Genomic DNA, 22,694 nt, shown 5'->3' with positions numbered 1-22,694 from the left:
GAGCCATCCATAACTATTTGATGGGGATTAAGCCTTCAAGAAGTCTTCCCACCGTCAAGTTTGATTTCAATCGCGGGCGTCGTCCCGAGGAAATAGATCTCGAATTTTATGAGCAATTCCCTATAATTCCTCGGAAAAGCCCTCCGGAACGGCCGCCGAAGGAAAGGGTAGGGGATTTTGAAGAAGTGGTAGGGACTCTCCCGGAAGAGGCGGCCCGGAGGGAGGCCGAAAGATGCCTTAAGTGCGGGTGTCTAGGATTTCACAAGTGCACCTTCAGGGAGATCCTTATCGCCGAGGAGGTCCCGGCTACCAAGGGGCGCAAGCGGGCCAAATATCGCCTGGAAACCTTTCATCCCTTTATCGAAGTGGATCTCAACAAATGCGTGGGCTGTTTCCGTTGTTTGCGCAGTTGTCTCCACGAAGGCCTGCAACTGAAGATCTACGCTCAGGGGACCCCGGAAGAAGAAATCCATTTCGAATTTACGGAGCATTGTGTTTCCTGCGGGGCCTGTGTGGACGCCTGTCCTACCGGGGCCTTAACTCGCAAGGACTCCACCGTGCCCTTTTCCAAGGAAGAGGCCCGGGAGATCCGCACCGTGTGTCCTTATTGTGCTACGGGGTGCAATCTCCTGGCCCGGGTCAAAAACGGGACCATTCTTGAAGTTACCGGGGCGGATGTGCCCCCCAATTACGGCGACCTCTGTGTGAAGGGCCGCTTCGGCTATGTCTTTTATCGTCATCCCGAAAGGCTCCGGAGGCCTCTCCTGCGGAGGGATCGGGGTCAAGACTTCCGGGAGGTCTCCTGGGAAGAGGCCCTGGACTTTGTGGCGGAAAGGCTGGCCGAGATCCGGGAGAGATATGGCCCGGAGGCCCTAGGGGTCCTTTGTTCGGCCCGGACCCCTAACGAAGATACTTATGTGGCCCAGAAATTCGCCCGGGCGGTCTTGGGCACCCACAACGTAGACAATCCGGCCCGGGTCTGACACGCCCCTTCGGTCGCGGGTCTCGCGACCACCTTCGGCTCCGGGGCGGCCACGGGAAGCTTCGACGAGATCTATCGCACCGAGGTCCTCATCCTCTGGGGCACCAATACCACCGAGGCCCATCCCGTGGTAGCCGGAAAGATCAAACGGGCCCTCTCTCGAGGGCTCAAACTGGTGGTGGTGGACCCCCGGCGCACGGAACTGGCCTCTCTGGCCGATATCTGGCTTCCCCTGCGTCCCGGCACCAACGTTCCTCTGGCTAACGGTATGGCCCACGTCATCCTCAAGGAAGGACTTTATAATCGACGCTTTATTGAAGAGCGCACCGAGGGCTTTGAGGCCTTCGCCCAATACATTCTCAAGGAATGGCCCCTTGAGCGGGTAGAAAGGCTTACGGGAATTCGGCGGGAGCATATCGAACAGGTGGCCCGGCTTTACGCCCGGGCGGAAAGGGCCCTCATTCTCTGGGGCCTGGGGGTGACCGAGCATCGTAGCGGAAGCCAGGGGGTGATGGCCCTGGCTAACCTGGCCCTTCTCTGTGGGCACGTGGGGCGTTCGGGCACTGGGGCCATGCCCTTGAGGGGGCAGAACAATGTACAGGGGGCCTGCGACATGGGGGCCCTGCCGTACGTGCTTCCGGGCTATCAGAAACCGGAAGATCCCCTGGTGCGCAAAAAGTTTGAGGAGGTCTGGGGACGGCCCCTTCCGGAAAAACCCGGTCTTACCGAGCCCATAATGTATGAAGAAGCCCTCCAAGGGCGCCTTAAGGCCCTTTACATCGTGGGCTACGATGTGGCCCTGACCCATGCCAACATTTCTCGGGTCTGGCGAGCCCTTCTTGAACTGGATCTGCTGGTGGTGCACGACATCTTCTTTCCCAAGACCGGAGAGTTTGCCCATGTGGTCTTTCCCACGGCCTGTCTTTTTGAGCGGGAGGGGACCACGGACAACGGCGAAAGACGGGTCCAGCGCATACGCAAACTGGTGGAGCCTCCGGAGGACCTCCCTCCGGACTGGTGGATCATTGCGCAGGTCTCCCGCCGGCTGGGCTACGAGATGCCCTATCAAAGTGCGGAGGACATCTTCGAGGAAATGCGTCGGGTCATGCCCAGCTTTGCAGGAATTACTTATGCGCGCTTGGAAGAAAAAGGTCTCTGCTGGCCGGTGCCGGAGGAGAATCACCCCGGAACAGAGCTTATGTTTACCGAAAAATTTGCGCGACCTTCAGGAAAGGCCGCCTTTGGTCAACCCAAATACTGGGCCCCGGAGGAGGAAGTTAGCGGAGAATATCCCTTTGTGCTGATTACCGGCCGACGTCTCTACCACTATAACTGTGGCTCCATGACCCGCAGGGTTTCCGGCCTCCTGGAAGTCCTCCCCGAGGAACTGGTAGAAATCCACCCCCGGGATGCCCGGAGACTTGGCCTGCGGGAAAGAGATCCGGTGCGGATCATCTCCCGCAGGGGAGAGATTCAGGCCCGGGTACACCTCACCACCCGGGTAAATCCGGGACAAGTCTTTATGGACTTTCACTTCCTGGAACCTTTGACGAACCTCATCACCAGTCCGGGGCTCGAGGTAAAGGTCCACACCCCGGAATACAAGGTGGCGGCCGTAAGGCTAGAGAAGGCCTAAGATTCCTCCACCACGGCCGAGGCCCGCCGAAGGTGCCAGAGGAGTTCCGGACCCAAGAGGTCCTCCGGGGAAGATAGGTGAAGTTTCTCCAATATCCAGGAAGGAACTTTATAAGCGTAGGAGGTCTTGAGTCCTCCATAAAGGTGTGAAAGATAGTCGGCCACGGTCAACCAGCCTACCAGAAGGCGGCGTTCTGGAGGAAGATCCCAGAAGTCGCTTCTCAAGCGGGGGTGGTGATAAGCTGCGGCCGCCTGCATTTCCTCTGGAAGCTCCCAGTAGCGGGTAATGTAAGCCCCTAACGAGGTATGGGTAAAACCGTAAAGGATTTCCTCTTCCTGGAGAGGAGAGCCTTCATCAAGGCCGGCCACCGCTCCCTGGCCTCCAAAAAGGGGCAGGAAAAATTTTCCCACATCGTGGAGGATTCCGGCGGTAAGGTAAAGCCCGCTATCGTAGCCCTTTTTGAGAGCAATGTAGCCCATGATGGCCGAGACCTGAAGAGAATGTTTCCAGAGGTCTTTTATTTCTTCGGGAGAAAGAGGGGAATGTTCGGAGATCGCCCGACCCAAGAAATAGTGTAAAAGAATCATGCGGAGATAGTTGTAGCCTATAAGGACTAGGGCCCGGTTCACGGAGGTTATCTTGCGGGAGGCTGCGGTGCGGTAATAGGCCGAGTTGGCAATTTTCAAGATTTCTCCGGTAAGGACCGGATCCATAGAGATAAACTTGGCCACCTTAGAAAAGGAAGTTCGAGGGTCCTCAAGGAGCTGCTGAATTTGGCCGGCAAGGATCTTGGGAGGGGGAACTTTTTCCAGAAATTTTTTGACCTCTTCTAGGACCGCCTCTGATATTTGCGGCCGGGGATCAAAGTCATATTGGACAAGATCGTACACTTCCACCCGCAACTTTTCGGAGTCTGCCTCCGGGGTTTGGACCCAAGAGAGATCCGTGGGTTTTTCTCCGGTGTATAGGGTTTCTCCCTTGGGCGTTGGAACTGCAGGAGGAGAAGACGGAGAACGCCGAAGAAAATAGATCAAAAGAAGGAGCATGGCCAAAATTACCAAAATGGCAGTTACCATTGAAAAATTTTATAGCATTAAAAGACGTCCAGGACAAGAACTTTTTTCTAAAAATCCTTCTCGAGCTTTATATCTGATAATAGATATTATGTAAAATTCTGAAGGGCTTGACCGCAGCCGGAAATGCCCCTACTAAAACCTTTAATGGGAAGGCTTAAAAAGATTTACGGACCGCTAGCCCTGGGGGTCTTCCTCCTGGCCTGGGCCGGACTCCTTTCCGGCTGCCCCTTTCTGCGCACCTGGTTTTACCTTTTTGCCTGGTGGAGCTACATCTTTTTTGTGGACTGGCTGGTCCGGCGCCGGCGGGGCTCCTCTCGTCTTTCCTCCTCTCCCAAAGAATTCCTGCAACTTTCCCTCTGGTCGGCCTTCATCTGGTTTATCTTCGAGTGGTTCAACCTTTTTCTTAAAAATTGGTCCTATGTCCATGTTCCCTCGAATCTTTTTGCAAGATGGATCGGATACGTTCTGGCCTTCGCTACCGTGCTTCCGGGAATCTTCGAGACTTATGATTTTCTAGAGACCCTGATTTCCCGAAGGCTGGCCTTCTCCCCCTGCTCCCCTCAGACCCTGGTCCTTCCTTCGGTCTTTCTGGGGATGCTTTCCCTGGCCCTTCCTCTGGCTTATCCCCGACTCTTCTTTCCCCTGGTTTGGGTCTTTGCCTTTCTCCTTTTGGAGCCGGCGCTTTATCTCGCAAACCGGGAAGCATCCCTCCTTAGAGATCTTGAACAGGGCTCCCTCCGTCGCCCGTTTTTTCTCCTTTTATCTGGATTAATTTGTGGCCTTTTCTGGGAATCTTGGAATTATTGGGCCGGGACCAAATGGATCTATCATCTTCCCTGGCCCTGGCTTATGCGGGTGAAGCTTTTTGAGATGCCTCTTGCTGGATACCTAGGCTTCCCGCCCTTTGCCCTGGAATGCTGGAGCCTTTGGCAGGCCTTGGTCCTTCTTCGCCGGCGTCTGCCCTCCTGGCTCCTGGCCCTAATTTATATCTCCTTCCTTCTTTTCATGTGTCGAGAAGTGGACCACTTTACGGTCCGCTCCTTCGGAGGCTTCCTTTACTGAGCCTTACTTCGTGGGAGGCACTGGCAAGGGCGGCGGAGTGGGTAAGCTTTTTTCCGGGGCCGGAGCAGTGACCGGAGCTGGCGGCTTTTCCATCAAGGAAGCCCGATTGCGCTTGGCCGAAAGATAGGTCAGAAGCAGAGAATTCGCAAAGAAAAGAACCGCAAGTAAGGCAGTGACTTTATTGAGGAAGGTCCCGGGACCGGCCCCCCCGAAAATGGCCTGACTTCCGGTAAAGACCGCCCCCACTTCCGAACCCTTCCCTACATTCACTAGCACGATAGCTACCAGGAAGATGGCCAAAATCACCTGCACCACCACCAGCACGGTAAACATTACGCTCCTACCTCCTCTGAGGGTTAGGCTCTTTATACCCTTTCTTTCGCCTTTTTCAAGGGAATCAAGATTCTGTATCTTCCGAGAGGATGCTTCCCAAGATGCCGCCCAGGGCCCCGCCCACGGCTCCTGCTCCTACAGCCTTGCCCAGAGGAGACTCACTGGCCTCTCGGGAACCCCCGGCCTGAAATTGCCTGCGGAGCTTGGAAAGGGTCATGGTCTGCACCACTACCGTTCCCGGACCGGTGAGCGTGGTAAGAAATAATCCCTCGCCCCCGAAAAGGGCCCCGCCTATGCGTTTCTGCAGGGCAATGGAAAGCTTGATCTCCCTGCCTTTCTCCTCCCCGGCCCGTAATCCGGATCTCCATCCTTACCGGACCGCGGAGATAGATCATCTTTCCGGCCTCGGAGAAAACGGGAAGATGGCCAAGTAGGGCTCAAAAGGCCGAATAAAGGGCACTGGTAAGAAGACTTCCCGGATAAAGGCCGATGAGGATTACTCCTAGGGCCGAAAGGGTAAGGGCCACCCAGAGAGAGGCCGAGGGGGCCAGAGAAACCTCCCTCTGGGGGTCTTTCATGTACATGAGCATTACGATGCGCAGATAGGGATAGGCCGCAATCACGCTGGCCAAAACCGCAAGCACCGCCAATCCCGTATGCCCGGCATGCACCACGGAGCGGAAGAGATAAAACTTTCCTATAAAACCCGCCGTAGGGGGAATCCCGGTAAGGGAAAAGAGGAAAAGAAGCATAAAGAAGGCCGGAAGGGGATGCAACTTGGCCAGTCCCTGATACTCAAAAATATCCTCCCCTACCCCAGATTCCTTCTGGAGAAGGACCACCACCCCGAAGGCCCCGATATTCATAAAGGCATAGATAAGCAGGTAAAGCATGACCGCCGAAAGACCCTCTTTGGTGCCGGCCACAATCCCCAGCAGGATATAGCCCGCATGGGCTACGGAAGAATAGGCCAGAAGACGTTTGATGTTAGTTTGAACCACGGCAAGAATGTTCCCCGCGAACATGGTTAGCACCGCAAAGGGGATGAGGAGCTGGGACCAGGCCGGGTGCGCCGGGGCAAAGGCCAAGAGAAAGACCCGGCCCAGGGCGGCAAAGCCCGCCGCCTTGGCCGCCACCGACATAAAGGCCGTAACCGGCGTGGGAGCCCCTTCATAGGCATCCGGAGCCCACATGTGAAAAGGCACCATGGCCACCTTGAAGCCCAGGGCGATGAGGAAAAAGGCGATGGCCGTAAGGACGGAAAGATCGGTCCTTATGGAAAGGACCCGGGCTATTTCCGAAAGGGAGATCGTTCCCGCAAGCCCGTAAATCAGGGCCAGCCCCATTACCAGAAAGGCCGAGGCCAATGAACCCAAAAGAAAATACTTAAGAGCCCCTTCCAGAGAACGCGCATCCCGCCAGCCCAAAGCCACCAAGACATAGATGGAAAGACTCATAAGCTCTAGCCCCAGGTAAATGACCAGAAGGTCCGTCCCCGAAGCCATGAACATCATGCCGCAGACGGCAAAGAAAAGAAGCCCGTAATACTCTCCAAAATGAAAGCGCTCCCGGCTGGCGTAAACCGGCGAGATAAGCACACTCAAAAAGAGGGCCAGAAGGAAAACGGTCTTGAGAAAGAATCCGTAGGGATCTGCCGTATAAGAAGCGAATTGGCTTCCCACCACCTCTCTACAGAGCCACCAGGTTAGAGCGGTCCCCAGAAGAGCCACCCAGAAAAAGAAGCTCTTGCTGGATACCACCCGATCCACCAAGACCATGAAGGAAGCCAGGAGAACCAGAAAGATTTCTGGAGAGACGGCCTTTAGACTAAGCAGGGAAAACGGCATGGAGCCCCTCCTTGATAAGCTGGGTTATACCCGGGACCGATCCTACAGAGTGTACGTGTTGGAGAAGGTGGCCCACCGAAACGTGCATAAAAGAAAGAAACGGCTTAGGATAAATACCGATCCAGAGGACCAGGATGAGCATGGGAAGGAGGGCCAGGGTTTCCCGCAGATTCATTTCCGGAAGGCCCGCGATTTGAGGATTGACCCTCTGGCAGAAGACCCGCTGGTAGAGCCAGAGCATATAGCAGGCCCCAAGGATGACTCCCGTAGCCGCAAAGGCTGCCGCCCATTTCTTGGCCTGAAAAGTTCCGAGGAGGATGAGAAACTCCCCTACGAAACCGTTGGTCCCCGGAAGACCAATAGAGGCCATGGTAAAGACCATGAAAAAGGCCGCGTAGACGGGCATCACCGTGGCCAGCCCCCCGTAGTAAGAAATTTCCCGGCTGTGGGTCCGGTCGTAAACTATACCCACACACATAAAGAGGGCCCCGGTAACCACCCCGTGGTTGATCATCTGCAGGATGGCCCCCTCCACTCCGTTTCCCGTGAGGGAAAAGATTCCCAGAGTCACAAAACCCATATGGCTTACCGAACTGTAAGCAATGAGCCGCTTGAGGTCACTCTGGGCCAGGCAGGCCAGCGCCCCATAAATGATGGCGATGATGGAAAGGATCAGCATGGGCACCGCTAGCGCTAGCGTGGCCTTGGGAAAGAAAGAAAGGGAAAAACGCAAGAATCCGTAAGCTCCCATTTTGATGAGGATTCCGGCCAGGATGACCGAGCCTGCGGTGGGAGCCTCGGTGTGCGCGTCCGGCAACCAGGTGTGCACAGGCCACATGGGAACCTTCACCGCAAAGGCCGCAAAGAAGGCCAGGAAGAGGAGGATCTGGAGCTTGTAAGGAAGGCCCATCTGCATGAGGGAAGGGATCTCCAGGGTTCCGGCCTTGAAATAGATCACGATGATCCCGACCAGCATGAGGACCGAGCCCAGAAGGGTATAAAGGAAGAACTTGATGGTGGCATAAAGCCTCCGAGGGCCGCCCCAGATCCCGATAATGAGATACATGGGAATGAGCATGGCCTCCCAGAAGACATAGAAGAGGAAAAGATCCAGGGCACAGAAGACCCCAATCATGGCCGCCGAGGTTACCAGAAGGGAGATGTAAAATTCCTTGACCTTTTCGGTGATGGACTCCCAGGAGATCAGGATACAGAGCACGGTGATAAGGGCCGAAAGGAGAATGAAAAGCACACTGATGCCGTCCACCCCAAGGAAATACTGGGCGTGCAGGGCCTGGATCCAGGGGTGCTTTTCCACAAACTGAAAGCCCACCCAATGATGGTCAAAATTGAACCAGAGGGGAAGGCTCACCACGAGGTCCGCCAGGGCCACCACCAGGGCCAGGCCCTTGATGAGTCCCTCGGCCCGCCGGGGGACGAGAAAAAGGAGAAGGGCGCCAGCCACCGGTAACCAGATAATCAGGGAAAGCCAGGGAAATTCGGCCATTTTTAGCTCCATCATCGTCCCGCTCCACCCCTTAGAAGTAATGATGCAAAAGCATCATGAGCGCCAAGGCCCCTAAGGCCATTATTAAGGCATAATGTTGCACCACCCCGGTCTGAAATCGTCTGAGCCCGCTTCCGGTAAGCCGTACGGCCTCGGGCAGTCCGTTCACCGTCCCCTCAATGACAAAGGTGTCCACAATAAGAGAGACAAAGGTATTGGCCACCCAGAGAGTAGGCTTGACCAAAAGATAGAGATAAATTTCGTCCCAGTACCATTTGCGGTAAAGATAGCGATAGACCAGGGGTAGCCGACGCGGAAAGACGTACTGGAGACTGGGACGTTTCATATAAGCTAACCAGGCTACGAAGATGCCCAGAAGTCCTGCGGCCACCGAGACGGCCATGAGTCCAAACTCTAGAGATTTTTCGGCATGGAAGGCGTGGTGCCCCAGGACCGGGGCCATGAAGTGGGCAAAGTGATTGCCCCCGCCCAGGACCTCAGGAATACCGATCCAGCCGGAAATCACCGCTCCAAGGGCCAGCAGCATAAGGGGGATAGTCATCACTTTGGGCGACTCATGAGGCTCTCCGTGAATCACCTCCCGGCCCCGGAACTCTCCATGGAAGGCCATAAAGACCACCCGAAAGGAGTAAAAGGCCGTAAGGGCGGCCACTACCGTGCCTACCAGCCAGACAAATTTGCCCCAGGGATATTCCGAGAAGAAAGCCGAGGCCAAGATCTCGTCCTTACTGAAAAAGCCCGCAAACCCGGGGATACCCGAGATGGAAAGAGAGGCGATGAGAAAGGTCCAATAGGTAGCCGGCATGTATTTTTTAAGGCCCCCCATGTAGCGCATATCGTTAGGATCCGGGGCATGGTGCATGGCGTGGATGACACTGCCTGCTCCGAGGAAAAGGAGGGCCTTGAAGTAAGCGTGGGTGAAGAGATGGAACATTCCGGCGGCAAAGGCCCCTACCCCGCAGGCCATAAACATGTAGCCCAGTTGGGAAAGGGTGGAATAAGCGATGACCCGCTTGATGTCGAATTGCGTGGGGGCGATGGTGGCGGCCATAAAACAGGTGATGGTTCCGGCCAAAGCTACGGCCAGCATAGCCACTTGAGAAAGCTCAAAAAGGGAGTGACAGCGGGAAACCATAAAAACTCCGGCGGTGACCATGGTGGCCGCGTGAATGAGGGCCGAGACCGGGGTGGGACCCTCCATGGCGTCCGGAAGCCACACATGAAGCGGGAACTGGGCACTCTTACCCATAGCCCCGCAGAAAAGAAGGAGGGAGATTAAGGTGGGCACCGCCACCGGATGCCCCAGAAGATCGATGGTCTTTCCGGCGATCTCCTGGGCCCGGGGGAAGATCTCCTGATAATAGAGGCTCCCAAAATAGACGAAGACCAGAAAGACCCCTAGGGCAAAGCCAAAGTCTCCGAAACGGTTGACAATAAAGGCCTTCTTGGCGGCATCCGCCGCACTCTTTTTCTCGTACCAGAACCCAATGAGAAGGTAAGAGCAGAGCCCCACGGCCTCCCAGCCAAAATAGAGCTGCAGAAAATTGTTGGCGGAAACCAGCATGAGCATAGAGAAAGTAAATAAAGATATATAAGAGAAAAAGCGGTAATAACCGGGATCCTCGGCCATGTAACCGATAGAATACACATGAATGAGAAAGGAAAGGCAGGTGACCATGGCCAGCATCATCACCGAAAGGGGATCGATCTGAAAGCCCACCCCCACTTTGATCCCGCTGGCCACCACCCAGGAGAAGAGGTCAAAACTGGCCCAGGTTCCGTGAATTACATCCCAGAGGGCCTTGAGCGAAAGAAGAAAGGATCCGAAGACCGCTATACAGGGTAACCAGTGGGCCCGCTCCCGGATATACCAACGCCCGAAGACGAGAGTGATTACCGCCGCTATGAGGGGAAGTCCGGGTATCCAGATCGTATAATGAAGGGCTTCGGCACTGTAGCGCAGACCCTCGGCAGCCTGAACGAGGTGTTGAACCGTTTGTTGTAAGGCCTCTCCGTGCATGGTCTTACCCCTTTAGCCTGCGGACTTCATCCATATGTACTTCCCGAAAGCGCTTGTAAAGCAGAACCACCAGCGAAAGACCGATGGCCGCTTCCGCCGCGGCCACCGCAATGACGAAAAAGACCAGGATGTGACCGGTCACATCCTGCATCCGGGTTCCTAGAGCCGCAAGGGCTACGTTAGCCGCATTGAGCATGATCTCGATGGATAGAAGCATGATGATCACGTTACGTCGGCTTACAAACCCAAAGAGCCCCACCGCAAAAAGGGCCAGCGCCAGCCACAGATACCAGTTTACCGGGATCATACCGCCCCCTCCCTGATCCGCCTTACCAGGACTACCGCTCCCAAGACGGCCACCAGGAGGAGCACTCCGGCCACCTCAAAGGCCAGGAGATGCTCCCGGAAGAGATGTTCTCCTAGAAGCCGCGCATGGCCGTATTTAAGCAAGGCCTCCGGGGTGAGTATCCCTAGGGCTTGTGCCGTATGGTAGCCCGAAAGCCCGGCCGCAGCGAGGACCAGCAGGCCAAAAACCGCCAGAAAGGCCAGGGGATAGGACCCCAGAAACCGGGGAAGACGCAATTCTTCCCGAAGGTTGATCATGTAAACCACAAAGAGGAAGAGCACCAGCACCGCCCCGGCGTAAACGATGACCTGCACCGCGGCCAGAAATTCGGCCTGAAGCGTAAGAAACAGGACCGCCTGATGGAGAAACATTACCAAAACCCAGAGTACGGCCTTGACCGCGTTGCGCGAAAATACGGCCAGCAGGGCCGAGACCAACATGGCTAGACTGAGATATCCGAAAAGGACTTTCTCCATCTCCTATACCCCCTCGGCCTTCCTCTTGGGCGCGGGAAGACGACTCTCCGGAATCCCCCGGGGTTTCCAATAGGGATTGAAATAGGGACGCTTCTGGGTCACGATGAACTCGTCCCAATTCTGGAGGAGTCTTTCTTTGTCGAAGTAGAGGTCCTCTCGCCTTTCCCCAGCGTATTCGTAAAATTCGGTAAGCACTACGGCGTTTACCGGACAGACTTCCTCACAGTACCCACAGAACACACACCGTAAAGCTTCAATATCGTAGCGCTTGACCACCAGGCGTCGGGTCTCCGGATCCCTTTCGGTCTCAATGTAGATGCACCGCGAGGGACAGACTTTGGCGCAACGCAGACAACCAATGCAACGTTCCCGACCGGTTTCTGGATCCCTTACCAGGGCGTGCCTTCCGCGAAACCCCGGAGCTACGGGTTTCTTTTCCTCCGGATACTGCACTGTGACCGGCCGGCTGAACATCTTGCGCAGGGTGAGCGCCAGCCCCTTGGCGATTTCGGTAAGAAAAATAGTCCTTAAGGGATTCATCTCTCCTCCCCTTTTACACCCAGAGCTTAAGGAGCCCGGTCACCAGAATGTTGGCTAGGGATAACGGAATCAGGACCTTCCAGCCCAGGCCCATGAGCTGATCGTATCGATAACGCGGAAGCGTGGCCCGCACCCAGATGTAGAAGAAGAGAAGGACGTATAATTTCACCAAGAACCAGAAAAAGGGCAACCCCGGCACCTCAAAGGGTCCGGCCCAGCCCCCGAGAAAACAGGTCACGGCTACGGCACTCATGACCACCATGCCGAAATATTCGGCCAGATAAAAGAGCCCGAAACGGATTCCGCTGTATTCCACGAAATAACCGGCCACCAATTCGGTCTCGGCCTCGGGAAGATCGAAGGGCACCCGGTTGGTCTCCGCAATGGCCGAGACCATAAAGACAAAAAAGCCTATGATCTGAGGAATAGCGTAGATCTTGAAAGAACTTGCCGTTTGAGCCCGCACGATCTCGGCCAAATTCATAGAGCCGGCCATAAGCATGACCCCTACGAGAGAAAGGGCCATAGCCACCTCATAACTGATCACCTGAGCCGAGGCCCGCAGCCCTCCCAAAAAGGCGTAGCGGGAGTTGGAGGCCCAACCCGAAAGAATCACCCCGTAGGAGGAAAGAGAACTCAAGGCCAGAATGACCAAAAGCCCCACATTGACGTTGGCCAGGACGAACTTTTCCCAGACCGGAATGACCGCCAGACTCGTGGCCCCGGCTACTAGAGAAATAAGAGGCGCTAAATAAAAGAGGGTCTTGTCGGCCCCTAGGGGGACGATGTCTTCCTTGGTAAGGAGCTTGAGCACGTCCGCAATGGGCTGTAGCAGTCCCCGAGGCCCTACCCGGTTGGGCCCGAGCCGCTGTTGCATCCGTCCGATGATCTTCCGTTCGGCATAGGTGGTATAGGCCACATGAAGCAGGGCCACCACCAGAAGCACCAAGGCCTCTCCAATCAAGATCAGTGTCGGCAGGGCGGATTTCAAAATGGCCTCCATGCCCCCCTCCTAACGATCACACTCTCCCAGGACCACATCCAGAGTTCCGATCACCGCGATAATATCCGCCACCATGTGCCCCTTGACCATCTCCGGAATGGCCGAAATATGCACAAAGGAAGGGGCTCGCACCCGCACCCTCCAGGGCTTCCCCGAACCGTCGCTTACTAGGTAATAACCCAGCTCCCCTTTAGGGGCCTCTATGGAGACATAAACCTCTCCCGGAGGGACCACCGGGGCCTCCGCCCCCTTGACTAAAAAGCCCTTCTTAGGATGAGGAGCCGCCTGCGGGACCTTCTTTTTTTCGGGCATGAGAAGATCCGGAGCCCCCTCAGCCACCACCGGCTCCCCTTCGGTCTCCGGGAGCTTGTCCAAGCACTGGCGAATAATGCGATTGGCCTGCCGTAACTCCTCCATACGCACCCGGTAGCGATCGTAGGTATCTCCGTTTTTCCCCACGGGGACCTCAAACTCCACCTCGTCGTAAGCGTCGTAGGGCTTGAATTTGCGCACATCATAAGGGATCCCGGAGCCGCGCAGAGAAGGACCGGTAAGTCCCATATTTAGAGCCTTTTCCGGAGGGACCACCGCGATTCCCTTGGTCCGCTTGAGCCAGATGCGATTGACGTCGATCAGGGTCTCGTAATCCGTAATCCGTCCCGGAAACTCTTCGGTAAAGCGGTAAAGATCCTCTACAATCTCCGGGGTAAAGTCCAGTCTTACCCCGCCCACCCGGGCGTAGCTCACCGTAAGCCGGGCCCCACAGATCTTTTCGTAAATATCCAGAAGCCACTCGCGGTCGCGGAAACAGTAAAGGAAAACCGTCATAGCTCCGATGTCTAGAGCGTGGGTGGCCAGCCAGAGGAGATGGCTGGAGATACGGGCCATCTCACAGACAATAGTGCGCAGGAGCCGGGCCCGCCGCGGGACCTCAAGCCCCATGAGTTTTTCCACGGCCAAGCAGTAACCCACGTTGTTGGCTGCGGAGGAGATATAGTCCAGGCGGTCGGTGAGGACCAGGGCCTGAGTGTAAGTGAGGTTTTCGGAAAGCTTCTCCAGCCCCCGGTGGAGATAGCCGATACGGGGATCGCAACGAACCACGCTCTCCCCATCGAGTTCCAGATAGAGCCGCAGGACCCCGTGGGTAGAAGGGTGCTGCGGCCCCATGTTCACCACAAAGGGTTCTTCCCACTCGGGATGCCCAAACTGACGCTGAACAATCTCTACCTTAGGCGCCATGCTCCCCTCCCCTCACCCCACGCCCTCCCCATTCGTACCGGGAAAGCTCCCGGGCCTTCTCTCGCAGACGTTCGTATTCCGGCCATTCCTTTTCCAGCTCCAGCGGATAGTCCTTGCGCAGGGGATGCCCCTCCCAATCCTCAGGCATGAGAAGACGTCGGAGATCGGGATGCCCCTCGAAACGAATTCCAAACATGTCGTAACATTCCCTTTCAAACCAGTTGGCCACCCGAAAGACAGAGGTCACACTGGGAACCCGGGGGTCTTCCTCCGGCACCGGCACCCGGAGACGTAAAAGCTCCTTCCGGGAAAGGGAATAGAGGTTATAGACCACTTCGAAGCGCTCGGACACCGGACGTTTAGGTTTATAGCCCTGATAGTCCACCCCGCAGAGGTCGGCCAGGTGTTTGAAGTCCATTTCGTCGTGCAGAAAACGCACCACGTCCCGAAGGGCCTCCCGGGAGACAAAGACTACCTGCTGTCCGCAGGAAACCTCTTCGGCGAGTACCGCGGCCCCGAAGCGCTCTTTGAGTTTTTCTACGACCTCACTCATGGCCTATCTCCAAGCTCCCCAGCGCCCGGCCTCGCGGCGGATCTTCTCCTGGAGCTTACGTAACCCATACATCAGGGCCTCCGGCCGCGGGGGGCAACCCGGAATATAAATGTCCACCGGCAGAAATTCGTCACAGCCCTGCACCGTAGAGTAGGTGCGGAAGACCCCCCCGGTGCAGGCACAGCTTCCCATAGCGATTACGTAGCGGGGCTCGGGCATCTGGTCATAGACCCGGCGCACTACCGGGGCCATCTTCTTGGTCACCGTGCCGGCCACAATCAGAACGTCAGCCTGCCGGGGAGAGGCCCGAAAGATGATCCCAAACCGGTCGAGATCGTGGTGACTGGCCCCGGTGGCCATCATCTCGATGGCGCAACAGGCCAGACCGAAGGTCATGGGCCAGAGAGAGCCGGTACGGGCCCAATTGATGAGCTTGTCCAGCGGGGTGATAAAGACCGGCGTTTCCGGGATCTGCCTTACCCCAGGTGCTACTTCCACGGTCTCTTTTTCTACTCCCATTGAAAGGCCCCCCTGATCCAGGCATAGAAGTAGGCCACCAGAAGTAGAGCGATGAAGACCACCATTTCTACGTAGGCCAAAGCCCCCAGCCGGTCAAAGGAGACCGCCCAGGGATAAAGAAAGACCGCCTCCACGTCAAAGACCACAAAAAGGATGGCTATGGCGTAAAACTTGACCGAAAAGGGATGTCGGGGCTCTCCGGAAGGGGGAAGACCGCATTCATAGCGGATGAGTTTTTCGGGGTAAGGGCGCTTCAAGCCCAGGATGGCATTCAGGATGAGCATGGAGACCCCGATGACGAAGACCAGAATGGCCAGAATCAAGATGGGAAGATACTTAGAAGCCAGGCCCAGTTCTCCCACCCTACCCCTCCTTGGCAGCGGCCTTAGCGGCGGCTTTTTTAGCCGCCGCGGCCTTTTTGGCCGGAGGTTTGACCTCCTTTACGGCCAGGGCCTCGTTGGGACAGGCCTCCACACAGGCCGGTTTCCCTCCCGAAGCCACTCTTTCGTGACAGAGATCACACTTGCCCACCCGACCGGTCCGGGGATTGAAGCGCGGCACCCCCCAGGGGCAAGCATAAACACAGTTGACACAACCCACACAAAGATCCCGCAGAAGGATCACAATTTCGTTTTCCCGACGCATAGCCCCGGTGGGGCAAACTTCCGCACACTGGGGCTTTTTGCACTGCATACAGGAAAAATAGACGAACTTGCCCCCACAGGTGAGGATCTGGCAATTGGCCAGCCCTTCATGCGTTTCCGCGCAGGCCTTCACACAGTTAAGACACCCATCACACTTTTCTGGGTCGTGGGCTACCGTGTATGGCATGCCTTATTTAAGCCATAAGATCCGCTTTCAAGTCAAGCCGGAAGTTTTCTGGTCCGGGAAGGTGACGGGGAAAAATTCCCCTTTTTATGGGTATTTTTTTCCCGGACTTAAAATTCCTCGGTGCGAGCTACGATTTCGATTTCGGAAAAGGGGGAGTTCTGGAAAATACGGCAGATTTTTCGAAAAGAAAGTTCCAAAACCACCAGAATAGCCGCTAATTTTTCCAGTTTATCCTGGTAATTTTCTAAAAATTCTTGCAGCAAAAATTTTTCCCGGTTTTCGAGATAACGCAAGGTTTCTTCAAGGAGGCGTTGGAAGAGCGATTCCAGACGCGGAATCTCGGTCATCGGAGGATGGGCTCTTTCCAAGACCTGGAGAAGGGCCCGAACCAACTCCTCCATCTCCAGGGAAAGCTCCCCCCTTTCGGGAAACAGGCCCGGAGCCACGAATACGTCTTTTCCCAGAACGGTTAGACCGTCCAGGACCTCGGGCAGGATACCGGGAAGAGTCGAGGAAAATTGTATACGGGAAGGGCCTTCCTCCTCGGGCGCGGTCTCCTTTTCCGGACGCGGAAGGAGCAGACGGCTTTTGAGATAGACCAGGTAAGAGGCCACCTGGAGATACTCTCCGGCCCGCTCCAGGCCCTTTTCTAAGAGCGCATCAAGATGGATTAGATAAGTTCGGGTCAGGAGGGCCAGGTCGCTCTCCAGGACCTGGGGAGGATGACGCCGGGCCCTCTCCCAGAGCTCAAGAAGTCGGGAAGGCTCAGCGGCGGGCAAGGGTGTGGACCTTCTTGAAACAGCGATTCATGACTACGGTGAGGCCAGCCTGGCGAGCGATCTCGGCGGCCTCCGAACTTACGATGCCCTCCTGGAGCCAGAGCACCCGGGCCCCGATCTTTACGGCCTCCTCCGCAATAGGGGGCACCTCTTCCGCACGCCGGAAGACAATGACCACCTCCGGGCGCTTTTCCTCCGGAATGGCCGAAAGGGAAGGATAGCAGGTCTTTCCCAGGATTTCTTTTTGCCCAGGATTTACCGGCACCACCTCAAAGCCCTGCTCCAGGAGATACTTCATGACTTGGTGGCTGGGCCTTTCGGGCTTGGGGCTGGCCCCCACGATGGCCAGCCTCCGGTACTTCCTCACCACCTCCAGGGCCTCGGGCTCTACCTGAGAATAGTCCGGAATCTGGCAGGCCTCAGGCATATTTCACGATCCGGGCAAAGGTTTCGGGATCCAGCGAGGCGCCGCCCACCAGGGCCCCATCCACATCGGGCTGGGCCATAAGGGCGGAGATGTTTTCCGGCTTTACGCTTCCTCCGTAAAGGATGCGAATTCCTTCCGCGAATTCCTTTCCCCCAAAATCCGCAAGCAGCCGGCGCACATAGGCCTGGGCCTCCTGGGCCTGCTCCGGGGTAGCCGTCTTTCCGGTCCCGATGGCCCAGACCGGCTCGTAGGCCACCACCAGCTCCCGAAGATCCTCGGCCGCAAAGCCCTGCAAGGCAGCCTTTACCTGTCTTTCCAAAACCTCAAAGGTCTTTCCGGCCTCGCGTTCTTCCAGGGTCTCCCCGATACAGAGGATGGGCCGCAGCCCAGCCCCCATCACCCCGGAAAGTCGCTTGCAGATCATTTCGTCGGTTTCCCCAAAAATATGCCTTCTTTCAGAATGGCCAATAATAACGTAAGTTACACCACATTCTTTAAGCATTACTGGAGATATTTCTCCGGTAAAGGCTCCGGCCTCGGCCCAGTGGGCATTCTGCGCCCCGAGGCGGATGGAGCTTCCGGCAAGGGCCTCTCCTGCGGCGTAGAGGGCGGTAAAGGGCGGGGCGATCATGATCTCGCGGTCGGTCACTCCGGAGACCAGATCCCGAAAGCGGCGTATATAATCCAGGGTCTCCCTTACGGTCTTGTGCATCTTCCAATTTCCGGCAATAAGCGGCCTGCGCATAGCCCCTCCTCGCTTTTAAAAACCACCACGGCTTTTATATAGAATTTTAGAGGCTCTGTCTAGGCTTGGAAAAGGGCTCCTGGAAGGCATGATCAGGACACCGCTTCTATTTTTGTTGCATCCAGAAACCATCCTCCCGGATGACCCACGATAATATTTCAGGAGATGATTTTTTATCAGGAGATGGTTTAGACCCGGGCACCCAGGCCACCCGATCGAGGGACTCAAATTCTTGATGGTTCCACATCGCGAGCCTTTCGAGGGCTCCGGAAAGGGCAACTTCTGTTGGAGAGAAGACGTGAGCTCGAAGGAATTTGGTCATAACTACCGGATGTTTTTCTAGTCTCACTTCTTCTCCGAAAAAGCTCTCGTCTTCCGAATACTCTATCCTTTTGATCCGCCCCAATCCATAACGGGTATCTCCTCCGAGGAAAAGTTCATCAAGGTCAAGAATCTCCTCGGTATCCTTCGAGAGGAAGATATATCCGACCAGGGCTACCGGCTGAGGGCTTCCGCGTTCCCCCCAGCAGGACCAGGGGTTGATGACCTCATGTTCCCGAAGAGTGCCCTCGGCGGCGGTGTCCGAGTTCGGATCGATGGCCGTTCCTGGTCGAGTCCCGAGAAGCCACCTCCGGAACTCCCTATCTGCCGCGGACTTGCCCTCATCCTCCCGCTTCCACAAAAACCCCTGGCCTTCTTCGTATTGGGGAAGCCAGGCCTGCCATTTTTCGTTGACCGGTTGGGCAGGAAAAAGATAGCTCAGGCGTGTTTTCTGGCGGAGGTTCTCGCCTTCCTTTAGATAATCTGGAAAAGAATCTTTCTTTCGACGGGCAAGTTCCGCGGTAAGGGCGCCCCACAGGGTGCGGGCCGGCACATAAAGACGGGTCCGATTGAGCATCCCCGCGGGGTACATCCCGATATGTAGCGGCGCCTCCAGTCGCCAGATCCAGCGATACATCTTCCAGCTCATGATGCACCACCTCCCCCGGCTTTGAGATGATAACGGGCGTAGGAAAGCGCCGTGCGCAGCAGGTCGCGGGCGAAGAGCAGGGCATCCAGGTCTTCTGCAAGCGTCTTGACAGCATCCAGCACGTCGTTTGTCCCATCCAATCGACCGGAAAAGGTCTCTTTCAGAAACTCACGAAAGGCATCGCAGATGGCACCCGCCACCTTGTCATGCCGGGCCTTGAGGTAAAGGAACATGGCATAAGGGCCCTGTTCTTCCAAGACAGCGAGGGCTTGGTTGAACACTTTTTCGTCCGCCACCTTTTTCGCCAGTTCGCGCCCCAGTTCGGCGCACCTGATGTCCAGATTCGTCTTTTGCATTTCACTAATGGCTTGCCTCCCCTTGATCCTCTGTTTCCCGCTCGGTTTGCTCTTCGGAAGACTGGCTTTCTTGGCAGGATGCTGTCCCCGTGGCAGACCATGTGTTCGCATACAGCACCTCCACGCGCCCCATGCCGCGGGTGCCCATGCCCCCGATGCCCAGATGTTCCAAGTAAGGATGAGCCTGTTGGGCTTTATTGTGAACCGCCTGTGGCGTGGACACTGCTGTAATTGACCGGCCGCCAATCTGAAAATGCGCCGGGTTCTTAGCGATGATCTCCCACACCAGTACCGTTCCCCGCGGCAGGGCTTCGTAGGAGAAAAGGGCCTTCTCTTCCGCCGCGCCGGTGGCCGGGTCGATGGAGACCGAAGTGCGCACCTCCAGGTTGCTGTTGACGATATGGGCAAACAGCCGGTCAGGTACCAGGGCATAGTGTTTCGTCAACTGTGTCCGCAGGATAAGAGGCCTTCCTCCATAAGATCCTCAAAACCTCTCAGTTTTCGCGAACGGTATTTCTCCTCTAGACCCCTAAGCACCAGATAGACTACCTTGTAAAGTGCCCCAGGCTCACAGAAAACCTCTATCACCTTGGTCCTGCGCTTGACCTCTTTAATCAGCCTTTCAAGCTGATTCGTGGTGTAAATATAATTCCGAATAGGCTCCGGATATTCCAGAAAAACCAAGAGATCCTCGAGGTTCTCCTCCCAGTGCTTCACTACTTCCGGATACTTCCCTTGCCACCGGGCCTTGAAAGCCCTGAAGGCCTCCAGGGCCTCGGACCTCCTCCCAGCCCGATAAATTTTCCTCAAATCCTGAGCCAGCGCCTCTCGGTGAGACCTCCGAACCTTCCTCAGGCTATACTTGAGACTGTGAAGAACGCATCTCTGAAACCTGGCCCCAGGATAAACCCTGAGAACCGCCTCCTTCAAGCCTGATAGCCCGTCCCCTATGACCACCTCAATCCTCTTGAGACCTCTTTCGCGCAGTTCGTTGAAAATTTCCTGATAAACCAGAGCGCTCTCACCTTCCCCTCCACTGGTCCAAAAGCCCACAATCTCTCTGGTCCCATCTCGCCTTATCCCCAAAGCCAGATACACCGGCTCCCTGGCCACAGTTCCTCTCCTCACCGGCAGAAAAGTAGCATCCAGATAAAGGGCAAAGTATTCCTCCGAAAGCCTTCGCTTTCTCCAGGACTCAATTTGGTCCTCGGCTACCTCCGTTAGTCTGCTTATACTGGCTGGCGAATAGTAAGCCCCGTAAATGGTCTCGATAAATCTTGAAACCGCCCTGGTACTGGCTCCCGAAGCGTACAAGGCCAATACAGCTTCTCCCAAGTCGAGACCGGCTCTTCTCCTTGGAGGAGGTAGAATCTGAGCTCTAAAGTTTCCATCTCGAGTTCTGGGAACCATAAGGCCTTCAATAGGCCCGTATTTGGTGAGAAGGGAGCGAGAGTAGAAACCATTGCCTTTGGTTTCAGGGTGTTCCTCAAGGTAAAGGCTTCTTTCCTCAATAGCCAGTCGCTCAATCACGCTTTTAATGGCCTCCTTGATGAGGTCCTCCAGCTTTTCTATAATTTCTCTGTCCTGCATGGCCTTCCTCCTTCCCTTTGGTTTGACTCCCACTTATTATCGCAAGGAGGAAGGCCTCTTTATTTACCCCCTCGGACACAATTTGTGAAACACTACCTACCAGGGCCAGGCGGTTGCAGATAAAATCGGGTATGCTCAGACTCTGAAGACACAATTGGATGTTGCCCATCTGACTACACTGGCAGGTCTCCAGCAATAGCCAGCCCAGGTTGAGGGGGATTCCCTGCTTGTTCCACGTAGACGGCTTCGCTATCTACCCCGCTCACCGTCAAGCCAGTTGTCTGCAAGGCCATCGGGCAAGTGACCCACATGGGACCCCGCCGGGTGGGGACGGGAAACAGCAGTACCTGCGCATCGGTGAAGGCGGCCAAGCCTGCAAAACCGCCTTCCTGTCCCGCACCCCGAGCAAAGCCGAAGACGGTGCAAACCGGGCAGTTGGGCTTGCGGCAGTGGCCGTGGTTTGCATCCTGCCCTAAGCCGGCACAGTCGGGGTAATAGGGCTTAGATTGCCCGTTCACCTGCCTATTTGGATTTGACTCTTGCTCTGCCATTGCCACGTACGTTCGGTACACCCCCGCTAGGCTCGAGCCCGGGATCTTGGGCACCTGGGTCACCGGGTCCCGGACGATGGTGAGGTCTACCCGGCCGATGCGCGCGCCCCCGGTGCCTACATGGATGGGGTCCAGCGCCATGCCGACCTGCAGGAACTTTTGGTAACTTGCCATGGTTATTCCTCCTTCTTAAAGGCTTTCTTTCAGCACGGTGACATGCCAATCCAGCGCCCACTGGAGGATCCCCCTCACGGCGGCTTCGGTGAGCGCCTCCAGTGCTGCGCCCTGCACCTCTAGATGGTGGGCCAGCACGGCCCGCAGGGTATCCCGCCAGAGGTCGGGCGAGGCCGCCAGCTCGCCCGAGGGCGATTTCCACTCTTCTTCCAGCCGCGCCAGCTCACCCCGGAGGCGCTGCAAGGCGGTCTGGCTGGGCGCTACCCGCTGGGCGCGAGGAAGTGATTGATCGGGAAGAATTTGATACCTTAGAAGAAGCTAAGAGCCGTATAGAAAATTGGATTAAGGAATACAACCAAAAACGACCTTATTCAGCCCTAAACTATCGAACACCTATGGAAATCTGGAAAGAAAATGAAGGAGATCTCCCAGGTGGTGTGCAGAAAAAGGGGCAGGTATAATGGACCCTAACATTTCAGGTGTGCAACGTTTGGGGGCATCTCAATTCTCACATCCACCCAATACACGATTTGAGATAACCCCGTAAGCGACTTCCCGCAGCGGAAGCATTTCTTCCGCGAAAGCGCATTCTTCGCATGACAGTGTGGACATTCCTTATTGACTGCCACGGCCAAACCTCCTGCGCCTAATTCTGCCCGTGGTCAAGCCTGACAGTAGTTGATTAAATCTGACAGACGAATTCCTCCCAAAGGGGGGAAATTCCGAAGTGCTGGACACCACGTTGGACACCAAGAAAAAGAGAGAAGTCCGAAAATCCTTGATTCTCTAAGTGGGCCGGGCAGGATTCGAACCTGCGACTCCTGGCTTAAAAGGCCAGTACTCTGCCAGCTGAGTTACCGGCCCACCTCATTTACGATAATGGGCGCTTCCAGGAGTGTCAAGAATTAAGGGTCTTTTTGATGGTGCGGAAGACCAAAGTAAAGACCTCCTCAAAGGAGGCCGGGGAACAACGCCCCATCTCGATAAACTTGATTACGATCTCCTTGGTGGCCCGCAAAATGGCCTCCTCTTCTCCGCTCAGTCTGCGTCCTGTGCTCTCTTTTTCGGTGGTCTTGTTCATGGCCCAACTAATTATTAACTTTGTGACGGA

General features: G+C 55.9%; 28 protein-coding genes, 1 tRNA gene and 1 pseudogene. 4 read left to right on the top strand and 26 right to left on the bottom strand.

Going from position 1 to position 22,694, the window contains the following annotated elements:
• Nucleotides 1-20: 20 nt before the first annotated feature.
• Nucleotides 21-2,618 (top strand): formate dehydrogenase subunit alpha, encoded by a 2,598-nt coding sequence (gene fdhF / locus FVE67_RS09305; RefSeq protein WP_246167947.1) that lies wholly within the window; start codon nucleotides 21-23, stop codon nucleotides 2,616-2,618.
• Here fdhF and FVE67_RS00205 read toward each other — a convergent pair.
• Nucleotides 2,615-3,694, bottom strand: coding sequence for an HDOD domain-containing protein (locus FVE67_RS00205; RefSeq protein ID WP_168718667.1), 1,080 nt, complete (start codon nucleotides 3,692-3,694; stop codon nucleotides 2,615-2,617). The genes fdhF and FVE67_RS00205 overlap by 4 nt on opposite strands.
• A gap of 144 nt (nucleotides 3,695-3,838) precedes the next feature.
• On the opposite strand from FVE67_RS00205, the gene FVE67_RS00200 reads away from it, so the two are divergent.
• Nucleotides 3,839-4,756, top strand: coding sequence for a hypothetical protein (locus FVE67_RS00200; RefSeq protein WP_168718666.1), 918 nt, complete (start codon nucleotides 3,839-3,841; stop codon nucleotides 4,754-4,756).
• Between the two features lie 3 nt (nucleotides 4,757-4,759).
• On the opposite strand, the gene secG is transcribed toward FVE67_RS00200, so the two are convergent.
• Nucleotides 4,760-5,089: a preprotein translocase subunit SecG gene (gene secG / locus FVE67_RS00195; RefSeq protein ID WP_168718665.1), complete on the bottom strand. Its 330-nt coding sequence runs from the start codon at nucleotides 5,087-5,089 to the stop codon at nucleotides 4,760-4,762.
• A 64-nt stretch (nucleotides 5,090-5,153) separates the two neighbouring features.
• On the bottom strand, nucleotides 5,154-5,315 hold the full coding sequence (locus FVE67_RS09300) for a hypothetical protein (RefSeq protein WP_246167904.1): 162 nt from the start codon (nucleotides 5,313-5,315) through the stop codon (nucleotides 5,154-5,156).
• Between the two features lie 85 nt (nucleotides 5,316-5,400).
• Between FVE67_RS09300 and FVE67_RS09435 the strand changes: the two genes are divergently transcribed.
• A complete protein-coding gene (locus tag FVE67_RS09435; RefSeq protein WP_281347177.1) occupies nucleotides 5,401-5,523 on the top strand; it encodes a hypothetical protein in 123 nt (40 codons plus the stop codon).
• A gap of 3 nt (nucleotides 5,524-5,526) precedes the next feature.
• On the opposite strand, the gene FVE67_RS00185 is transcribed toward FVE67_RS09435, so the two are convergent.
• The 21 genes and pseudogenes from FVE67_RS00185 to FVE67_RS00085 form a co-directional block, all read right to left on the bottom strand.
• The gene (locus FVE67_RS00185; protein WP_168718664.1) at nucleotides 5,527-6,936 is read right to left on the bottom strand and encodes an NADH-quinone oxidoreductase subunit N; all 1,410 of its coding nucleotides are present in this window, start codon (nucleotides 6,934-6,936) and stop codon (nucleotides 5,527-5,529) included.
• The gene (locus FVE67_RS00180; protein ID WP_246167903.1) at nucleotides 6,917-8,458 is read right to left on the bottom strand and encodes an NADH-quinone oxidoreductase subunit M; all 1,542 of its coding nucleotides are present in this window, start codon (nucleotides 8,456-8,458) and stop codon (nucleotides 6,917-6,919) included. The genes FVE67_RS00185 and FVE67_RS00180 overlap by 20 nt, the downstream gene beginning before the upstream one ends.
• Nucleotides 8,459-8,474: 16 nt before the next feature.
• On the bottom strand, nucleotides 8,475-10,484 hold the full coding sequence (gene nuoL / locus FVE67_RS00175; protein WP_168718663.1) for an NADH-quinone oxidoreductase subunit L: 2,010 nt from the start codon (nucleotides 10,482-10,484) through the stop codon (nucleotides 8,475-8,477).
• Between the two features lie 4 nt (nucleotides 10,485-10,488).
• Nucleotides 10,489-10,788, bottom strand: a complete 300-nt coding sequence (nuoK, locus tag FVE67_RS00170) for an NADH-quinone oxidoreductase subunit NuoK (RefSeq protein ID WP_343036333.1) — start codon at nucleotides 10,786-10,788, stop codon at nucleotides 10,489-10,491.
• Nucleotides 10,788-11,306: an NADH-quinone oxidoreductase subunit J family protein gene (locus tag FVE67_RS00165; protein ID WP_168718661.1), complete on the bottom strand. Its 519-nt coding sequence runs from the start codon at nucleotides 11,304-11,306 to the stop codon at nucleotides 10,788-10,790. Before FVE67_RS00165 ends, nuoK begins: the two co-directional genes overlap by 1 nt.
• A 3-nt stretch (nucleotides 11,307-11,309) precedes the next feature.
• Nucleotides 11,310-11,846 (bottom strand): NADH-quinone oxidoreductase subunit NuoI, encoded by a 537-nt coding sequence (gene nuoI / locus FVE67_RS00160; protein WP_168718660.1) that lies wholly within the window; start codon nucleotides 11,844-11,846, stop codon nucleotides 11,310-11,312.
• 13 nt (nucleotides 11,847-11,859) lie between these two features.
• A complete protein-coding gene (gene nuoH, locus FVE67_RS00155) occupies nucleotides 11,860-12,849 on the bottom strand; it encodes an NADH-quinone oxidoreductase subunit NuoH (protein ID WP_168718659.1) in 990 nt (329 codons plus the stop codon).
• Nucleotides 12,850-12,858: 9 nt separating this feature from the next.
• The gene (locus tag FVE67_RS00150) at nucleotides 12,859-14,088 is read right to left on the bottom strand and encodes an NADH-quinone oxidoreductase subunit D (protein ID WP_168718658.1); all 1,230 of its coding nucleotides are present in this window, start codon (nucleotides 14,086-14,088) and stop codon (nucleotides 12,859-12,861) included.
• Nucleotides 14,078-14,641 carry an NADH-quinone oxidoreductase subunit C gene (locus FVE67_RS00145; protein WP_168718657.1) on the bottom strand — a complete coding sequence of 188 codons (564 nt, stop codon included), beginning with the start codon at nucleotides 14,639-14,641 and terminating at the stop codon, nucleotides 14,078-14,080. The genes FVE67_RS00150 and FVE67_RS00145 overlap by 11 nt, the downstream gene beginning before the upstream one ends.
• Nucleotides 14,642-14,644: 3 nt before the next feature.
• Nucleotides 14,645-15,160 (bottom strand): NADH-quinone oxidoreductase subunit B, encoded by a 516-nt coding sequence (locus FVE67_RS00140; protein WP_168718656.1) that lies wholly within the window; start codon nucleotides 15,158-15,160, stop codon nucleotides 14,645-14,647.
• Nucleotides 15,151-15,522, bottom strand: coding sequence for an NADH-quinone oxidoreductase subunit A (locus FVE67_RS00135; protein WP_246167902.1), 372 nt, complete (start codon nucleotides 15,520-15,522; stop codon nucleotides 15,151-15,153). Before FVE67_RS00135 ends, FVE67_RS00140 begins: the two co-directional genes overlap by 10 nt.
• Before the next feature lies 1 nt (nucleotide 15,523).
• On the bottom strand, nucleotides 15,524-15,991 hold the full coding sequence (locus FVE67_RS00130; RefSeq protein ID WP_168718655.1) for a 4Fe-4S dicluster domain-containing protein: 468 nt from the start codon (nucleotides 15,989-15,991) through the stop codon (nucleotides 15,524-15,526).
• Nucleotides 15,992-16,098: 107 nt separating this feature from the next.
• Nucleotides 16,099-16,770, bottom strand: a complete 672-nt coding sequence (locus FVE67_RS00125; RefSeq protein WP_168718654.1) for a hypothetical protein — start codon at nucleotides 16,768-16,770, stop codon at nucleotides 16,099-16,101.
• A complete protein-coding gene (locus tag FVE67_RS00120; protein WP_168718653.1) occupies nucleotides 16,757-17,197 on the bottom strand; it encodes a CoA-binding protein in 441 nt (146 codons plus the stop codon). The genes FVE67_RS00125 and FVE67_RS00120 overlap by 14 nt, the downstream gene beginning before the upstream one ends.
• Nucleotides 17,190-17,942: a triose-phosphate isomerase gene (tpiA, locus tag FVE67_RS00115; protein ID WP_168718652.1), complete on the bottom strand. Its 753-nt coding sequence runs from the start codon at nucleotides 17,940-17,942 to the stop codon at nucleotides 17,190-17,192. The genes FVE67_RS00120 and tpiA overlap by 8 nt, the downstream gene beginning before the upstream one ends.
• Before the next feature lie 106 nt (nucleotides 17,943-18,048).
• Nucleotides 18,049-18,912 (bottom strand): hypothetical protein, encoded by an 864-nt coding sequence (locus FVE67_RS00110; RefSeq protein ID WP_168718651.1) that lies wholly within the window; start codon nucleotides 18,910-18,912, stop codon nucleotides 18,049-18,051.
• Nucleotides 18,909-19,268, bottom strand: coding sequence for a hypothetical protein (locus FVE67_RS00105; protein WP_210534609.1), 360 nt, complete (start codon nucleotides 19,266-19,268; stop codon nucleotides 18,909-18,911). Before FVE67_RS00105 ends, FVE67_RS00110 begins: the two co-directional genes overlap by 4 nt.
• Nucleotides 19,269-19,272: 4 nt before the next feature.
• A pseudogene (locus FVE67_RS00100) lies at nucleotides 19,273-19,695 on the bottom strand (RAMP superfamily CRISPR-associated protein); the annotation flags it as partial.
• A gap of 14 nt (nucleotides 19,696-19,709) precedes the next feature.
• Nucleotides 19,710-20,858: an IS256 family transposase gene (locus tag FVE67_RS00095; protein WP_425505381.1), complete on the bottom strand. Its 1,149-nt coding sequence runs from the start codon at nucleotides 20,856-20,858 to the stop codon at nucleotides 19,710-19,712.
• A gap of 173 nt (nucleotides 20,859-21,031) precedes the next feature.
• Nucleotides 21,032-21,550 (bottom strand): RAMP superfamily CRISPR-associated protein, encoded by a 519-nt coding sequence (locus tag FVE67_RS09520; RefSeq protein WP_343036332.1) that lies wholly within the window; start codon nucleotides 21,548-21,550, stop codon nucleotides 21,032-21,034.
• A gap of 48 nt (nucleotides 21,551-21,598) precedes the next feature.
• Nucleotides 21,599-21,826 (bottom strand): hypothetical protein, encoded by a 228-nt coding sequence (locus FVE67_RS00085; RefSeq protein ID WP_210534606.1) that lies wholly within the window; start codon nucleotides 21,824-21,826, stop codon nucleotides 21,599-21,601.
• 38 nt (nucleotides 21,827-21,864) lie between these two features.
• Here FVE67_RS00085 and FVE67_RS00080 point away from each other — a divergent pair, with 38 nt between their 5' ends.
• Nucleotides 21,865-22,044 carry an integrase core domain-containing protein gene (locus FVE67_RS00080; protein ID WP_168718649.1) on the top strand — a complete coding sequence of 60 codons (180 nt, stop codon included), beginning with the start codon at nucleotides 21,865-21,867 and terminating at the stop codon, nucleotides 22,042-22,044.
• Between the two features lie 330 nt (nucleotides 22,045-22,374).
• On the opposite strand, the gene FVE67_RS00075 is transcribed toward FVE67_RS00080, so the two are convergent.
• Nucleotides 22,375-22,447: transfer RNA gene (locus tag FVE67_RS00075), tRNA-Lys, on the bottom strand.
• A gap of 34 nt (nucleotides 22,448-22,481) precedes the next feature.
• The gene (locus FVE67_RS00070) at nucleotides 22,482-22,664 is read right to left on the bottom strand and encodes a hypothetical protein (protein ID WP_168718648.1); all 183 of its coding nucleotides are present in this window, start codon (nucleotides 22,662-22,664) and stop codon (nucleotides 22,482-22,484) included.
• Nucleotides 22,665-22,694: the final 30 nt, after the last annotated feature.

Origin of the sequence: Thermosulfurimonas marina (genome assembly GCF_012317585.1) — a bacterium.
GTDB lineage: Bacteria > Desulfobacterota > Thermodesulfobacteria > Thermodesulfobacteriales > Thermodesulfobacteriaceae > Thermosulfurimonas_A > Thermosulfurimonas_A marina.
This window is presented reverse-complemented; position numbering and strand designations above follow the sequence as displayed.

Coding starts and splice junctions, on each gene's coding strand:
- FVE67_RS00205 (WP_168718667.1), bottom strand. CDS start 3,694: ATGGTAACTGCCATTTTGGTAATTTTGGCCATGCTCCTTCTTTTGATC.
- FVE67_RS00200 (WP_168718666.1), top strand. CDS start 3,839: ATGGGAAGGCTTAAAAAGATTTACGGACCGCTAGCCCTGGGGGTCTTC.
- secG (WP_168718665.1), bottom strand. CDS start 5,089: ATGTTTACCGTGCTGGTGGTGGTGCAGGTGATTTTGGCCATCTTCCTG.
- FVE67_RS09435 (WP_281347177.1), top strand. CDS start 5,401: ATGGAAAGCTTGATCTCCCTGCCTTTCTCCTCCCCGGCCCGTAATCCG.
- FVE67_RS00185 (WP_168718664.1), bottom strand. CDS start 6,936: ATGCCGTTTTCCCTGCTTAGTCTAAAGGCCGTCTCTCCAGAAATCTTT.
- FVE67_RS00180 (WP_246167903.1), bottom strand. CDS start 8,458: ATGATGGAGCTAAAAATGGCCGAATTTCCCTGGCTTTCCCTGATTATC.
- nuoL (WP_168718663.1), bottom strand. CDS start 10,484: ATGCACGGAGAGGCCTTACAACAAACGGTTCAACACCTCGTTCAGGCT.
- FVE67_RS00165 (WP_168718661.1), bottom strand. CDS start 11,306: ATGGAGAAAGTCCTTTTCGGATATCTCAGTCTAGCCATGTTGGTCTCG.
- nuoI (WP_168718660.1), bottom strand. CDS start 11,846: ATGAATCCCTTAAGGACTATTTTTCTTACCGAAATCGCCAAGGGGCTG.
- nuoH (WP_168718659.1), bottom strand. CDS start 12,849: ATGGAGGCCATTTTGAAATCCGCCCTGCCGACACTGATCTTGATTGGA.
- FVE67_RS00150 (WP_168718658.1), bottom strand. CDS start 14,088: ATGGCGCCTAAGGTAGAGATTGTTCAGCGTCAGTTTGGGCATCCCGAG.
- FVE67_RS00145 (WP_168718657.1), bottom strand. CDS start 14,641: ATGAGTGAGGTCGTAGAAAAACTCAAAGAGCGCTTCGGGGCCGCGGTA.
- FVE67_RS00140 (WP_168718656.1), bottom strand. CDS start 15,160: ATGGGAGTAGAAAAAGAGACCGTGGAAGTAGCACCTGGGGTAAGGCAG.
- FVE67_RS00130 (WP_168718655.1), bottom strand. CDS start 15,991: ATGCCATACACGGTAGCCCACGACCCAGAAAAGTGTGATGGGTGTCTT.
- FVE67_RS00120 (WP_168718653.1), bottom strand. CDS start 17,197: ATGCCTGAGGCCTGCCAGATTCCGGACTATTCTCAGGTAGAGCCCGAG.
- tpiA (WP_168718652.1), bottom strand. CDS start 17,942: ATGCGCAGGCCGCTTATTGCCGGAAATTGGAAGATGCACAAGACCGTA.
- FVE67_RS00110 (WP_168718651.1), bottom strand. CDS start 18,912: ATGAGCTGGAAGATGTATCGCTGGATCTGGCGACTGGAGGCGCCGCTA.
- FVE67_RS00105 (WP_210534609.1), bottom strand. CDS start 19,268: ATGCAAAAGACGAATCTGGACATCAGGTGCGCCGAACTGGGGCGCGAA.
- FVE67_RS00095 (WP_425505381.1), bottom strand. CDS start 20,858: ATGCAGGACAGAGAAATTATAGAAAAGCTGGAGGACCTCATCAAGGAG.
- FVE67_RS09520 (WP_343036332.1), bottom strand. CDS start 21,550: ATGGCGCTGGACCCCATCCATGTAGGCACCGGGGGCGCGCGCATCGGC.
- FVE67_RS00070 (WP_168718648.1), bottom strand. CDS start 22,664: ATGAACAAGACCACCGAAAAAGAGAGCACAGGACGCAGACTGAGCGGA.